Source organism: Nocardiopsis sp. JB363 (assembly GCF_900143625.1).
Taxonomy (GTDB): Bacteria; Actinomycetota; Actinomycetes; order Streptosporangiales; family Streptosporangiaceae; genus Nocardiopsis.
Genome location: NZ_FRFF01000072.1, coordinates 15,678 through 30,644, shown reverse-complemented (window position 1 = coordinate 30,644; position 14,967 = coordinate 15,678). Strand labels below are relative to the sequence as shown.

General features: G+C 70.0%; 12 protein-coding genes. All 12 read left to right on the top strand.

What is annotated here, in order from left to right:
* Nucleotides 1–419 precede the first annotated feature (419 nt).
* Entirely contained in the window at nt 420–1,556 is a 1,137-nt protein-coding gene (locus BQ8420_RS10925) for a HAMP domain-containing sensor histidine kinase (protein ID WP_087097994.1), read from the top strand.
* Nucleotides 1,557–1,789: 233 nt separating this feature from the next.
* Nucleotides 1,790–2,908, top strand: coding sequence for a phenylalanine--tRNA ligase subunit alpha (pheS, locus tag BQ8420_RS10920; protein WP_087097992.1), 1,119 nt, complete (start codon nt 1,790–1,792; stop codon nt 2,906–2,908).
* Nucleotides 2,908–5,397, top strand: a complete 2,490-nt coding sequence (pheT, locus tag BQ8420_RS10915; RefSeq protein WP_087097989.1) for a phenylalanine--tRNA ligase subunit beta — start codon at nt 2,908–2,910, stop codon at nt 5,395–5,397. The genes pheS and pheT overlap by 1 nt, the downstream gene beginning before the upstream one ends.
* Nucleotides 5,398–5,830: 433 nt before the next feature.
* Nucleotides 5,831–7,057, top strand: a complete 1,227-nt coding sequence (locus BQ8420_RS10910) for an aspartate aminotransferase family protein (protein WP_087097987.1) — start codon at nt 5,831–5,833, stop codon at nt 7,055–7,057.
* 194 nt (nt 7,058–7,251) lie between these two features.
* Nucleotides 7,252–7,743, top strand: a complete 492-nt coding sequence (locus tag BQ8420_RS10905) for a MarR family winged helix-turn-helix transcriptional regulator (RefSeq protein WP_087098130.1) — start codon at nt 7,252–7,254, stop codon at nt 7,741–7,743.
* A 162-nt stretch (nt 7,744–7,905) separates the two neighbouring features.
* The gene (locus tag BQ8420_RS10900) at nt 7,906–9,351 is read left to right on the top strand and encodes an FAD-binding oxidoreductase (protein ID WP_087097985.1); all 1,446 of its coding nucleotides are present in this window, start codon (nt 7,906–7,908) and stop codon (nt 9,349–9,351) included.
* A gap of 119 nt (nt 9,352–9,470) precedes the next feature.
* Nucleotides 9,471–10,499, top strand: coding sequence for an N-acetyl-gamma-glutamyl-phosphate reductase (gene argC / locus BQ8420_RS10895; RefSeq protein WP_087097982.1), 1,029 nt, complete (start codon nt 9,471–9,473; stop codon nt 10,497–10,499).
* A gap of 13 nt (nt 10,500–10,512) precedes the next feature.
* Nucleotides 10,513–11,295 carry a bifunctional ornithine acetyltransferase/N-acetylglutamate synthase gene (locus BQ8420_RS10890; RefSeq protein WP_087097980.1) on the top strand — a complete coding sequence of 261 codons (783 nt, stop codon included), beginning with the start codon at nt 10,513–10,515 and terminating at the stop codon, nt 11,293–11,295.
* The gene (gene argB, locus BQ8420_RS10885; RefSeq protein WP_087097978.1) at nt 11,292–12,278 is read left to right on the top strand and encodes an acetylglutamate kinase; all 987 of its coding nucleotides are present in this window, start codon (nt 11,292–11,294) and stop codon (nt 12,276–12,278) included. The genes BQ8420_RS10890 and argB overlap by 4 nt, the downstream gene beginning before the upstream one ends.
* On the top strand, nt 12,275–13,483 hold the full coding sequence (locus BQ8420_RS10880) for an acetylornithine transaminase (RefSeq protein WP_087097975.1): 1,209 nt from the start codon (nt 12,275–12,277) through the stop codon (nt 13,481–13,483). The genes argB and BQ8420_RS10880 overlap by 4 nt, the downstream gene beginning before the upstream one ends.
* Nucleotides 13,480–14,424, top strand: a complete 945-nt coding sequence (gene argF / locus BQ8420_RS10875) for an ornithine carbamoyltransferase (protein WP_087097973.1) — start codon at nt 13,480–13,482, stop codon at nt 14,422–14,424. The genes BQ8420_RS10880 and argF overlap by 4 nt, the downstream gene beginning before the upstream one ends.
* Nucleotides 14,421–14,957, top strand: a complete 537-nt coding sequence (locus tag BQ8420_RS10870) for an arginine repressor (RefSeq protein ID WP_087097971.1) — start codon at nt 14,421–14,423, stop codon at nt 14,955–14,957. The genes argF and BQ8420_RS10870 overlap by 4 nt, the downstream gene beginning before the upstream one ends.
* Nucleotides 14,958–14,967: the final 10 nt, after the last annotated feature.

The window sequence follows — 14,967 nt, the reverse complement described above, 5'->3', positions numbered from 1 at the left end:
ACAGGTCATGACAACCTCCCGGAATGCACGTGCACGGGGCCCGAGTGTCGATAGGGTCGGACCGGCACCGCGGTGTTCATGCGGATTCCGCGTGGCCACCCTCGCGCGTCCCGCGTCACGGGTAGAAGGGTGCGATCGCCCGGTCCGCACGGCAGACTCGACCACACGGTGTGAGCGTTCGGACGAGGACCGCGTCCGAAGGAGGTGCCCGTCCATGACCAGTGGGCGGGCCTCGGTGTCTGTACGCTCGGACTCCCACCCGAGATCGTGCCCCGACACGCGAGGCGTACCAGGTGGGAGAGCAGGGTAGACCTGCGGTGGTGTCCAGGGAGAGTCCACTGAGGACGGACACCACCGATCACAGATCCGCGGCCCAGGACACCTGCGCCACGGACCTTCGGAGGGGAGCTGGGAGAGGCGTGGGCAGCGGCCGGCAGGTGGATCGACCGGCGGAGGACTCCGACGGCGCGGCGGCGCAACCGGCGGACGAACCCGTCACCTCCGACCTCGACATCGTCGCGACCGGCGGCATCCCGTTGCACGCCGACGACCTGCCCGACGGCGTCGTCGTCGCCGACGCGCGCGGCCGTGTCGTCCTGTTCAACACCCAGGCCGCCCACCTCGTCGGCGTCCCCACCACATCCGCGCTCGGCCGCGACTACCGCACCGCCCTGCCCCTGCGCGGGCTGGACGGACACGACTGGTGGGAGGCCAGCGCCCCCTACGGCGGTGACCGCGACCGCACCCGTCAGATCGAACGGGTCCTGTGTCTGCCCGACGAACGCGAGGTCCTCGTCGCGGCCCGCTACGTGCGCGCCCGCCCCGGCGGCGACCTCGTTCGCCTGGTCGTCAGCCTCCGAGACGCCTCCGCGCGAGCCGAGCGCTCCCGCGCGGACCTGGTCTCCGAGGTCGCCCACGAACTACGGTCCCCCCTGACCAGCGTCAAGGGCTTCACCTCCACCCTCCTCACCAAATGGGAACGGCTCACCGACAAACAGAAGCTGTTCATGTTGGAGACCGTCAACGCCGACGCCGACCGCGTCACCCGCCTCATCCACGACCTCTTGGACGTCTCCCGGATCGAGTCGGGACGCCTGGAAGTGCGACGCCAGGTCGTCGACCTGTCCGAGGCCGTCCGTCGGGTGGTCTCCGGACGGGTCGCCTCCGGTGAGTCGGAGGAGCGCTTCCGGGTCGAGACGCACGGGGACATGCCCCAGATGTGGCTGGACCCCGACAAGCTCGAACAGATCCTCACCAACCTCGTGGAAAACGGGGTACGGCACGGCGCTGGTACTGTCAGTATCGTGATCGAGCCGTGTGAAGGAGGAGCAGCGGTGTCGGTGCGCGACGAAGGCCAGGGCATAGCGCCCGAGACCATTCCGCGCGTCTTCCGCCAGTTCTGGCGTAGCAAGCGCCGTGGTGGAACAGGACTCGGACTGTTCATCGTCAAGGGCCTCGTCGAGGCCCACGGCGGCACGATCACCGTCGGCCGCGCCCCCAACGGTGGCGCAGAGTTCCGATTTACGATGCCCGCCGGGACACCCGAGTTCGTCTGAGCCCTCAGACTCTTCGGCCCCGGTGGGCGCACGAGGCCCCGTCCCGTTATCCCGCCGTGGATTCCGTCCGGCGTGGTCCGTCAACCTCGGGCTTGCTGTGACACCTGGTCGGCTTCGCGTCCGGCTCGCGGTAACCCCGTGCTTCTTCCTGTCGGCTACGTCCGCCCCCGCGCGGACCCATGACCACCGCCCGCACCCGCCCCGCGCGGATGCGGTGACGGCGAGGCAACCACATGTCTGCACCGAACGATTCCTTCGACCCGGTCGAGGTGACCCCCCTGCACCCCGACGAGGTCGCCCGCATGCGCGAGGAGGCGTTGGCCGCCATCGAGGCCGCCGGCGACCTCGCCGAACTCAAGGAGGTCCGGCTCGCCCACGCCGGCGACCGTTCTCCACTGGCCCTGGCCAACCGCGAGATCGGAGCCCTGCCACCGGCCGCCAAGGCCGACGCGGGCAAGCGCGTGGGCGGCGCCCGCCGTGACGTCGGACAGGCCGTCAAGGCCCGCCAGGCCGTTCTGGAGGCCGAGCGCGATGAGCGCGTCCTGGTCGAGGAGCGCGTCGACGTCACCCTGCCCTGGGACCGCAGCCCCCGCGGCGCCCGGCATCCGCTGACCACGGTCGCCGAACGCATGGCCGACGTGTTCGTCGGCATGGGGTTCGAGATCGCCGAGGGCCCCGAGGTCGAGGCGGAGTGGTTCAACTTCGACGCCCTCAACTTCCAGCCCGACCACCCCGCCCGCACCATGCAGGACACCTTCTTCGTGGAGGGACCCGACGGCGGGGAGTCCGGCATGGTCCTGCGCACCCACACCTCCCCGGTGCAGGTGCGCTCCCTGCTGACCCGTGAGCTTCCGGTCTACGTCGTCGCACCGGGCAAGACCTTCCGCACCGACGAACTCGACGCCACCCACACCCCGGTCTTCCACCAGTTCGAGGGTCTGGTGGTCGACAAGGGCATCACGATGGGGCACCTGCGCGGCGCCATCGACACCTTCGTCGAGTCCTTCTTCGGTGAGGCTTTGCGGACCCGCTTCCGCGCCTCCTACTTCCCCTTCACCGAGCCTTCCGCCGAGGTCGACATGGAGTGCTTCGTGTGCCGGGGCGCGTCGGTGGGAAACCCCGACGAGCCGTGCCGCACCTGCTCCAGCGAGGGCTGGATCGAGATCGGTGGTTGCGGCGTGGTCAACCCGCGCGTGCTGACCGCCGCCGGGGTGGACCCCGAGGTCTACAGCGGATGGGCCTTCGGCCTGGGAGTGGAACGAACACTGATGTTCGCGCACGGTGTGCGCGATATGCGCGACATGGTCGAGGGTGACGTGCGCTTCACCTCGGCGTTCGGGAGTGAGATCTGATGCGTGTCCCCATGACCTGGCTGCGCGAGTACGTCGAGCTGCCCGCCGACGTCACCGCCCGCGAACTGGCCTCCCGCCTGACCTTGGCGGGTCTGGAGGTCGAGACCGTCGACGAGCTCGGTGACGACTTGACCGGCCCCATCGTCTACGGCCGTGTGCTGGAGATCGAGGAGCTCACCGGATTCAAGAAGCCCATCCGCCACTGCATGGTGGACGTCGGGCGGGCCAACGGCACCGGAGAGCCCCAGGAGATCGTCTGCGGTGCCCGCAACTTCTCCGAGGGCGACCTGGTCGTCGTCTCCCTGCCCGGAGCCGAACTCCCCGGCGGGTTCGAGATCGGCGCCCGTAAGACCTACGGCAAGATGTCCGCCGGGATGATCTGCTCGGCCACCGAGCTCGGATTGTGGGAGGACCACACCGGCATCGTCGTCCTGCCGGAGGGTTTCGGCGCGGTGGGAGACGACGCCATCGCCGCGCTCGGCCTGCGCGAGGACGTCCTCGACATCGCCGTCACCCCGGACCGCGGCTACGCCCTGTCCATGCGCGGCGTGGCCCGTGACGTGGCGGCCCTGTACGGGGTCCGCTTCCACGACCCCGCCGAGATGACCGTCGCCGAGCCCACCGGTGCGGGCCACCCCGGTGTCATCGCCGACCCGGCCCTGGCCGACCGCCTGGTGCTGCGTGGCGCCACCGATTTCGACCCCGAGGCGCCCACCCCGCTGTGGATGAAGCGTCGCCTGCACCAGAGCGGGATGCGCCCCGTCTCCCTGGCCGTGGACGTCACCAACTACGTGATGCTCGAACTCGGCCAGCCGCTGCACGCCTGGGACCGTGACCGGCTCACCGGCACCGTCACCGTGCGCGCCGCCGAGGCGGGCGAGAAGCTGGAGACCCTGGACCACGTCCAGCGTTCCCTGGACACCGACGACATCGTCATCGCGGACGAGTCCGGCGCCCAAGCGGTGGCCGGCGTCATGGGCGGCCTGGACACCGAGATCGGGTCCTCCTCCAGCTCGGTGCTGGTGGAGTCCGCGCACTTCGAACCGCGTCACATCGCCCGGGCCTCGCGTCGCCACCAGCTCTCCTCGGAGGCCTCGCGCCGTTTCGAGCGCGGTGTCGACTCCCGGGTGCAGCTGGTCTCCGCCACCCGCGCGGTTCGGCTGCTCGCCGAGCTGGGCGGCGCCACGGTGGAGTCGGCCTACACCCACGTCCACCACGAGTCCGCGCCCGCCACCATCACGGTGCCTACCGGGCACGCCGCTTCCGTCGCCGGGGTCGACTATCCGGAGGGCACCACCGAGAAGTGGCTGCGCGCCATCGGGTGCACCTACGAGGCCGATGGTGACGTGCTCACGGTGACTCCGCCGTCCTGGCGGCCGGACCTGACCGACCCCAACGACATCGCAGAGGAGATTATCCGCTTCGAGGGTTATGAGAACATCCCCTCGATCGGGCTCAAGGGCTTCGGGCGCGGGCTCACCCGGAGCCAGCGGCTCCGCCGTGCCGTGGGCCGGACCCTGGCGGCCGTCGGCTACAACGAGGTGCTCACCTACCCGTTCGTCGGCGAGCGAGACCTCGACGGGCTCCAGTTGGAGGCCGACGACCCGCGTCGCGCCAACGTGCGCCTGGCCAACCCGCTCAACGACGAGGAACCGCTGCTGCGCCCCACGCTGCTGCCGGGCCTGCTCAAGACTCTGGCGCGCAACGTGGGCCGGGGTCTCAACGACGTCGGCCTCTTCGAGATGGGTTTGGTCTACCGGCCCGGGCCCGTGGCCGAACGCGCCCCGATCCCGCCGGTGGACCGTCGTCCGAGCGTGGCGGAACTGGCCCGGATCGACGCGGCCCTTCCCGCTCAGCCGCGCCGTGTGGGCGTGGTGCTCTCCGGCGCCGCCGAGCGCACCGGTTGGTGGGGTCCGGGTCGACAGGCCTCCTGGGCCGACGCGATCCAGGCCGCCCGCGAGGTCGCGGACGTGTCCGGTGTGGAACTGGAGATCGAGGCGGACGCCCACGCGCCCTGGCACCCCGGTCGTTGCGCGGCGTTGTACGTGCGCGTCCAGGGAGAGCGGGTACTCGTGGGGTACGCCGGTGAGTTGCACCCGCGTACCGTCAAGGCGTTCTCCCTGCCCGAGCGTTCCGCCGCCATGGAACTGGACCTCGACCGGATCGAGAGCGCCCGCACCGACATCTCCGCCCCCGAGATCCACACCTACCCGGTGGCCACCCAGGACGTGGCCCTGGTCGTGGACGCCTCCGTCCCGGTCGGTGCGATCAGCTCCGCCCTGGCGGAGGGCGCCGGTGAACTACTGGAGGGCGTGCGCCTGTTCGACGTCTACGACGGTGAGCAGGTGGAGGAAGGACGCAAGTCCGTCGCCTTCGCGCTGCGGTTCCGGGCCGGTGACCGGACTCTGACCGCGGAGGAGGCCGGCGCGGCCCGTGACGCGGCGGTGGCCCTGGCCACCGAGCGCACCGGAGCGGTTCTGCGCGGCTGAGGTCGGCGACACGCCGATCGCGCGTGAGCGGGGCGGGTTCTCCCTGGGGGAGGGCTCGCCCCGCACCCTTCGAAACCCCGGTGTACATGCGAAACGTCCGATGTTCGACCCCGGATTCCAAGTTTTTTTGAGGCCTGTTTTTCCTGTACAGCAGGGGTTTTGGGCGTCTGGACCGAGGGTAGCCGGAATGAAGTTTGTGTTTCGGGGCATGAACCTTCGTTTTGGCTCTTGCTGTGGAGCGGGTCGACAACTTAGCCTGCAATCACCTGACACAACCTGGGCGCCCGGGTAAGGGGTCGGATCCGTATTCCACTGCGCGCTTTCGCGCATGTCACGGCTCGGAGGTCGCCATATGACCGAAACGGTTGTCTCGTCCGCGCTCACTCCCAAGGATCACCGGGAGCCCAGCCGTCTCTGGCATACCTTCTGCGATATGAACACCGTGGCCAAGGGCCCGGAATTCGTGGTGGCCCGCGCCGAGGGCGTGTGGCTGTGGGACCGGTCCGGAGACCGCTACCTCGACGGCACGGCCAGCCTCTGGTACTGCAACGTCGGGCACGGTCGCACCGAGATCGCGGACGCGGTCCATCGTCAGATGAACACGCTGGACGCCTACACCATCTACGGGGACTTCGCCAACGAACCCGCCCTGGAACTGAGCGAGCGCCTGGCCGCGCACGCTCCGATCGAGGACCCGCGCACCATCCTCACCTGTGGGGGAGGGGAGTCGATCGACACCGCCGCCAAGCTCGCCCGCAGCTACTGGGCGGCGCTGGGGCAGCCGGACCGTCAACACCTGATCAGCCGCACCGGCGGGTACCACGGTCTCAACGGCTTCGGTACCAGCATCATCGGGATGGAGCGGTTCCGTACCGGGCACGGCCGTCTCATCGAGGACACCTCTGTGATCCCGCACGACTCCGCCGCCGCGTTGGAGGCGGAGATCCTCCGGGTGGGGGCGGACCGGGTCGCCGCCTTCTTCGCCGAACCCGTCATCGGGGCCGGCGGCGTCTTCCCACCGCAGGACGGATACTTCACCGAGGTCGCGCGGATCTGTCGCAAGTACGGTGTGCTGTTCGTCGTGGACAGCGTCATCTGCGGGTTCGCGCGGATGGGCAACTGGTTCGGGATCGAGCGCTTCGGCGTGAGCCCGGACATGATCGTCTTCGCCAAGGGTGTCTCCAGCGGGTACCTTCCGCTGGGCGGGGTCATGGTCAACGGCAGGGTGGCCGACCCGTTCTGGAACCAGGAGGGGCACCCGTTCCTGCAGGGCACCACCTACGCGGGACACCCGTCCGCCTGCGCGGCGGCCCTGGCCAACCTGGACATCCTGGAGCGGGAGGACCTGTTCACGGTCTCCCGTGAGGTGGAACGGCACCTGGACTCGGCCCTGCGTGGGCTGGCCGACCACCCGCTGGTGGCGGAGGTCCGTTCCGGGGTCGGGGTGATGGGCGCGGTGGAACTCACCGAGGAAGCGCTCACCGAGCGGGGGGTCACCACGGCGGAGATCTTCGCGGAGGCACGTACCCGAGGGGTGATCGTACGGCCGATTCCTCGGGCTCTGCTGGTCTCGCCGCCCCTGGTGATCACCTGGGAACAGATCGACCACATGGCCAACACCCTCAGGGCGTCGCTGGACGCCGTGATGGCTCGACACTGATGGCGGGAGTCCGGACGGGCTCCCGTACACAGGTCCGATACACACCCGTCGGCGCGAGAGCGCGCCGACGGGAAATTTATTTCTCAGGAAAATACTGTCCCTGGTTGCTATCTTCGGGTAATATTTACTCGGAAGATACTTCTCCAGGGTGTGGTGTGACGCAGGGAGCCCTGGGTGACGACAGGGGAGAGATCATGACCGCACAACCGGCCGACAGGGTCGAGGACGCCCAAGACGAGGGTCGTCCCAGCGACGACGACCTCATCACCGCCTGGGGGTTGGTCTCCGAGGCGATGCACTCCATCCAGCCCAAGCTCCTTCGGGGTATAACACCCGACGGTAAGGACATGGCAGGCCCCTGGTTCGAGGTGCTCATCCGTCTCCAGCGCACCCCCGACCACCGGTTGCCGATGAGCCGCCTGGCCCGCGAGGTCAGTCTCAGCACCGGTGGTTTCACCAAGCTCGCCGACCGGCTGGAGAAGGAGGGCTACCTGGAGCGGCACAACTGTGCCGAGGATCGTCGGGTCGTCTACGCCACCCTCACCGAGAGCGGGTTGACCTTCATCAGCGCGGCACGCGACAAACACGTCGAACGGCTGCACGAACACGTGCTCACCCCGTTGGGGGCCGAAGGCGTTCGACAATTCGCCACCATCGCGCGTACCCTCCGTGACAGTTCGAGTTGAGGATCTCGGAACTCTGCGTAGTCGAATCCCCATTCAGGGGGGTTGAGATCCTCGCGAATGTGCAGGAACCATCCCACGCATGGTCGTTCCCCATGTAGGTTGGCCAGAGTTCGGAGACCCAGCGTGGGGTGGGTCGGGAGCACGGACGTTCCGGGGGGAATCATGAGGCTTTTCACCACTGCTGCCCAGTTGAGGCCGATTCCCCGGTCCACGCGATTCGCCAACGGCGGCGTCTCCCATTGGTTCCGCGACACCGGTGTGCCCGAGCGACGGGCACCTCTGCCGGCGGACGCCGACTACGACGTCTGCGTGGTCGGGGCCGGTTACACCGGCCTGTGGACCGCCTACTACCTGAAGAAGGACCAGCCCGACCTGCGCGTGTGCGTGATCGAACGTGAGTTCGCAGGGTTCGGCGCATCCGGCCGTAACGGAGGGTGGCTGTCGGCCGAGTTCGCCGGTTCCCGGGAGAGCTACGCACAGTCACACGGCAAATCCGCCATGGTCGCGCTGCAACGCGGCCTGATGACCACCGTCGACGAGGTGCTCTCGGTCGCCGAGGCCGAGGGCATCGACGCCGACCAGGTCAAAGGCGGTATGTACCTGGTGGCCGGCAACGAGGCCCAGCGCGCACGGCTCCAAGGTCACATCGAGTACCTCCAGGACTGGGGCTACTGGCCCGACGACTTCCACATGGTCGACTCCGACGAGACCCCCCGCATCGCCGTGCGCGACGCGGTCGCCGCCGGCTACACGCCGCACGCCGCCCGCCTGAACCCGGCCAAGCTGGTCACCGGACTGGCCCGCGTGGTGGAGGGGCTGGGCGTGGACCTGTTCGAGGGCACCACGGTCGAGGAGATCCGCCCTCGTCAGGGCGCCGAGCGTCCCGCCGTGGTCACCGACCACGGCACCGTGCGCGCCGACCACGTCGTCCGCGCCACCGAGGGCTTCACCGGTACCCTGCGCGGCCAGAGCCGCCGGTGGCGCCCCATGCACTCCTCGATGATCGTCACCGAACCCATCCCCGACCCGCTGTGGAAGGGGATCGGCTGGGAGGGCGGCGAGGTCCTCGGCGACGCGGCCCACTCCTACGTCTACGCCCAGCGCACCACGGACGGGCGCATCGCCATCGGCGGCAGAGGAACACCCCGACGCCCCGGTGCCTCCTCGGGCGACGAGGGCGCCACTCAGCCGCACGCCATCGTCGAACTCTGGCGCGCCCTGACCCGCATGTTCCCCGAGATGGCCGACGTGCCGGTCGAGCACGCCTGGTCCGGGGTGCTGGGGGTGCCCAAGGACTGGTCGCCCACCGTGCACCTGGACACCGAGTCCGGCCTGGCCTGGGCCGGCGGCTACGCCCACAGCGGCGTCTCGACCAGCAACATGGCCGGGCGGACCCTGCGCGACCTCGTCCTGGGCCGCAGCACCGACCTGACCCGGCTGCCCTGGGTCGGCCACGAGGCCGGCGGTTGGGAACCCGAACCGTTGCGCTGGGTCGGTACCCAGATCGTGAACGGTCTGTACCGCACCGCCGACCGCCGGGAGGCCCGCTCCAGCGGAAAGGGCACCTCGCGCCTGGCCGGCATCGCCACCCGCATGCCCGGCCGCTGACCGCCGTACCTCTGTCGTCCATGTCACGTGATCGATGGTGGCTCCACGCGGACTTTGTTGCATAAACTTGCAAGGGCATGCATGATGGTCCAGTCCATTTCGAAGAGGGGGGTCTCACCATGGGATACACAGCGGCGATCGCCGGAGCCAGCGGCTACGCCGGAGGTGAGCTGCTGCGTCTGCTCCTGGGACACCCCGAGATCGAGATCGGAACCGTCACCGCCGGAAGCAACGCCGGCACCCCGCTCATCCAGCACCAGCCCCACCTGCTGCCGCTCGCCGACCGGATCCTGGCCCCCACCACGATCGAGGAACTGCGCGGCCACGACGTCGTCTACCTCGCCCTGCCGCACGGCCAGTCCGCCGACATCGCCCGACAGCTCGGCGACGACGCCCTCGTGGTCGACTGCGGTGCCGACTTCCGGCTCGACGACGCCGCCGCGTGGGAACGCTTCTACGGCACCCCCCACGCCGGCACCTGGCCCTACGGCCTGCCCGAGCTTCCCGGTCAGCGCGAACGCCTCACCGACGCCCGCCGCATCGCCGTCCCCGGTTGCCACGTCACCGTCGCCACCCTCGGACTCTTCCCCGGCCTGGCCGAACAGCTCGTCGAGCCCGACCTGACCGTCGTCGCCGTCACCGGGGCCTCCGGCGCGGGCAAGGCGCCCAAACCCAACCTGGTCGGCAGCGAGATCATGGGTGCCCTCAGCCCCTACGGGGTCGGTGGCGCCCACCGGCACAACCCCGAGATCGTCCAGAACCTCACCTCCGTCACCGGAGAGCCGGTCCGTCTGTCCTTCACCCCGGTCCTGGCGCCGCTGCCCCGAGGCATCCTCGCCACCTGCACCGCCCCCCTCAAGCCCGGCGTCACCGCCGACCAGGTCCGCGCCGCCTACGAGACCACCTACGCCGACGAACCCTTCGTCCACCTGCTTCCCGAGGGCACCTGGCCCAACACCGCCATGACCCTGGCGGCCAACACCACCCTCGTGCAGGTCACCGTGGACGCCGACGCCGGCCGCATGGTCGCGGTCGCGGCCCTGGACAACCTCACCAAGGGCACCGCGGGCGGTGCCGTCCAGAGCACCAACCTCGCCCTCGGGCTCCCCGAGACCACCGGACTGCCGCTCGCCGCGGTCGCCCCCTGAGGAAGGACACCCCATGAGTGTCACCGCACCCCTGGGCTTTCGCGCCGCGGGCGTCCACGCCGGAATCGTCCCCGACGGCCGCCGTGACGTCGCCTTCGTGGTCAACGACGGGCCCTCCCGGGCCGCCGGAGTCGTCTTCGGCACCCACTCGGACCCGGCCCCGCCGGCGCTGTGGTCCCGCCAGGTCGTCTCGGGCGGACGAGTGCGCGCCGTGGTCCTCAACGCCGGCTGCGCCAACGCCGGCACCGGGCCGCCCGGTTTCCAGGACGCCCACTCCGAAGCCGAACACGCCGCCGAACTGCTCAAGGACTCCGCCGCCGAGATCGTGCTGTGCGCGGCCGGCCCCGTGGGGACCAGACCACCCCTGAAGACCCTCGACGAAGGCCTCACCAGGGCCGTCGCCGAAGCCGGACGCGGTGGTGGCCTGGCCGCCGCCGACGCCATCCGCACCAACGACACCGTCGCCAAGATCGCCTTCCGGCGTGGTGGGGGAGTCACGGTCGGCGGTATGGCCAAGGGCCCCGACCCCTCCGTGGGATCCGTCCTGTGCGTCCTCACCACCGACGCCGACCTGGACCACCACCAGTGCCAGGCCATGGTCGAGGAGGCCACCGCGAAGGTCTTCGCGCCACTGACCGGCACCAACGACACGGTGCTGTTCCTGGCCAGTGGAGCCGCCGAGGGCCCGACGGACGAGGACGTCGTCCGCGACCTCCTGGCCCGGGTATGCGCCGAACTCGCCGCCCAACTCGCCGCCGATCCCCCCACAACCGAAGACAAGCAGGTCACCGCATGAACTCCCGCACCTCACAGGAGCAGGCCCGGGCCCTGGACAAAGCGGCCAACCTCATCGAGGCGCTGCCCTGGCTCTCGCGCTTCCACGGACGCACCGTCGTGGTCAAGTACGGCGGTAACGCCATGGTCAGCGAGGAACTGCGGGTCCGCTTCGCCGAGTCCATCGTCTTCCTGCACTACGCCGGACTGCGTCCCGTCGTCGTCCACGGCGGTGGCCCCCAGATCAGCGCCATGCTCGAACGCTCCGGGGTGGAGTCCACGTTCACCGCCGGTCTGCGCGTCACCACCGACGACGCCATGGACATCGTCCGCATGGTCCTCACCGGCCAGGTCAATCGCGAGATCGTCGGCCTGATCAACCAACACGGCCCCTTCGCCGTCGGTATGTCGGGTGAGGACGCCAACCTCCTGTACGCCGAGCGCAAGAGCGTGGAGGTCGACGGCGAGAAGCTCGACATCGGTCGGGTCGGCGAGGTCAAGGGGGTGGACCCCGGTGCGGTCTCCGCGCTCATCGCCGACGGTCGCATCCCCGTCGTCTCCAGCGTCGCCCGCGCCGACGACGGCGGCGTCTACAACATCAACGCCGACACCGCGGCCTCCGCGCTCGCGGTCGCGCTCGGCGCCAGCAAACTCATCATGCTCACCGACGTCGAGGGCCTGTTCGCCGACTACCCGGCCAACACCGACCTCATCAGCCGGCTGAACGTGGACGAACTGCGCGCCCTGCTGCCCTCCCTGTCCTCGGGCATGCTCCCCAAGATGGAGGCGTGCCTGCGAGCGGTCGAGGGCGGCGTTCCCCAAGCCCACATCATCGACGGCCGGGTCCCGCACTCCCTGCTCCTGGAGGTCTTCACCGACCGGGGCGTGGGCACGATGGTCGCCGACGAGGAGCTGGAGGCCGAGCTGCTCGGCGGCACCGGCCACTATCCGCGCCCCTGGCGCCCCACCCACACCAACGGCACGAACCCGGGAGAGACAAAGTGACCAGCAGCGAACTGAGGGGGCGCTTCGAAGCCTCGCTCATGCCCAACTACGGGGTCCCCCCGATCGCCCTCTCCCTCGGGCGCGGTTGCGAGGTCTACGACGCCGACGGCCGTCAGTACCTCGACCTCATCGCGGGCATCGCCGTCTCCGCCCTGGGACACGGACATCCCGCCCTGGTCCAGGCGGTCGCACGCCAAGCGGCCACCCTCGCCCACACCAGCAACCTGTTCGTGCACGAACGCGAGGTCCAGCTCGCCGAACGCCTCATCGCCCTGGCGGGGGGAGACGCCAAGGTCTTCCTCTCCAACTCCGGAACCGAGGCCAACGAAGCCGCCCTGAAACTGGTCAAGCGCGCCGCCGGTCCCGCCAGGCACTACTTCGTCGCCGCGGGCAACGGCTTCCACGGCCGCAGCTCCGGCGCGCTCGCCCTCACCGGCAAGGACGCCATCCGCGAACCCTTCGGTCCCTTCGGCATGGACGTGCGCTTCGTCCCGCACGGTGACCTCGACGCGCTCACCGAGGCCGTCGACGAGCACTGCGTCGCCGTCTTCCTCGAACCCACTCAGGGAGAGGCCGGGGTCGTCCCCGCCCCCGAGGGTTACCTCGCCGGCGTCCGAGCCCTGTGCGACCGCACCGGCGCCGCCTTCGTCCTCGACGAGATCCAGAGCGGCATCGGCCGTACCGGCGCGTGGTTCGCCCACCAGGCCGACGACGTGCGCCCCGACGTGCTCACCCTCGCCAAGGGCCTGGGCGGTGGCCTGCCCATCGGCGCCACCCTCGGCTTCGGTCGCTTCGCCGACGCCTTCCACAAGGGCGACCACGGATCCACCTTCGGCGGCAACCCGGTGGCCTGCGCCGCCGCGCTCGCGGTCATCGACACCATCGAGGACGAGAACCTGCTGGAGCACGTTCGGGCCATGGGCGGAGTACTCGCCGAGCAGCTCGAAGGGATCGACCACCCCCTGTTGGCCGGCCAGCGCGGCAGTGGTCTGTGGCGGGCCCTGGAACTCAGCGGTCCGCACGCCGCCCACGTACAGGAGCAGGCCGCGGTCCGCGGGTTCCTCGTCAACGCGGTGGCCCCCGACGCCATCCGCATCGCCCCGCCCCTGGTCATCACACCCGAGGAGATCGGTGTGTTCATCGAGGCCCTGCCGACGATCCTGGACGCGGCCGAGGCCGCCGCGACGAAGGAGCAGCAAGCATGACCCGCCACTTCCTGCGTGACGACGACCTCACCCCCGAGGAACAGGCCCGTGTCCTGGACCTGGCCGATGAGATGAAGAGGGACCGTTTCGGTCACCGGCCCCTGGCCGGGCCGCGCACCGTCGCCCTCCTCTTCGACAAACCCTCCACCCGGACTCGCCTGTCCTTCTCCGTGGGCGTCGCCGACCTGGGCGGAAGCCCGCTCATCCTGGACTCCGGCAGCACCCAGATGGGCCGTGGCGAACCCCTGGAGGACACTGCCAGGGTCCTGGAACGCCAGGTCGCCGCCGTCGTCTGGCGCACCTTCGCCCAAGCCGACCTGGAGAACCTGGCCCGTCACATCGACGTGCCGGTGGTCAACTCCCTCACCGACGTGTTCCATCCCTGCCAGATCCTCGCCGACCTGCAGACGATCCGGGAGCACAAGGGAGCACTGGCCGGCCTCACCCTCGCCTACGTGGGCGACGGCGCCAACAACATGGCCCACTCCTACCTGCTCGGCGGCGCCACGGCGGGCATGCACGTGCGGATCGGCGCACCGGAGGGCTCCCACCCCGACCCAGTCGTCCTCACCCGAGCCCGGGAGGTCGCCGCCGCCACCGGAGGGTCGATCACCGTCACCACCGCTGCCCGGGAGGCCGCCGAGAACGCGGACGTGGTCGCCACCGACACCTGGGTCTCCATGGGCCAGGAAGAGGAGAAGGAGTCCCGCGAGGCCCTCTTCCGACCCTTCATCGTCGACGAGGCGCTCATGGACGCCGCCCACCCCGAGTCGATCGTCCTGCACTGCCTGCCCGCCTACCGCGGCAAGGAGATCACCGCCGGGGTCATCGACGGACCCCGGAGCGTGGTCTGGGACGAGGCCGAGAACCGTCGCCACGCCCAGAAGGCCCTCCTGGCGTTCCTCCTGGAGGAGAACGACAAGCTGCCGACCCGGGAATGACGAGCAACGACGGCGGCGCCACCGCCCCCATGACCAAGGCCGCCAGACACGCACGCATCACGGGCGTCCTCACCCGCCAGGACGTCCGGTCCCAGGGCGAGCTGGCCAAACGCCTGGCCGCGGCCGGGGTGCAGGTCACCCAGGCCACCCTCTCCCGGGACCTGGACGAACTCGGTGCGGTCAAACTCCGCACCGCCGACGGCAACCTGGCCTACGTCCTTCCCGGAGAGGGCGGCGAGCGCCTCCAACGCACCCGCCCCGACAACTTCGACCTCGAACAGGTCTCCGGCGCCCGCCTGAACCGGCTCGCCGAGGACCTGCTCGTCTCCGCCGAGGCCTCCGCCAACATGGTCATCGTGCGCACCCCGCCCGGGGCCGCGCAGTTCCTGGCGTCGGCCATCGACCACACCGACTTCCACGCCATCCTCGGCACCATCGCCGGAGACGACACCATCCTGGTGATCTCCCGCGACCCCCGGGGCGGTGAGGAGCTGGCCGCCGCCCTCCTCCGACTGGCCGACCGCAGACCCTGACGGCGCCCGC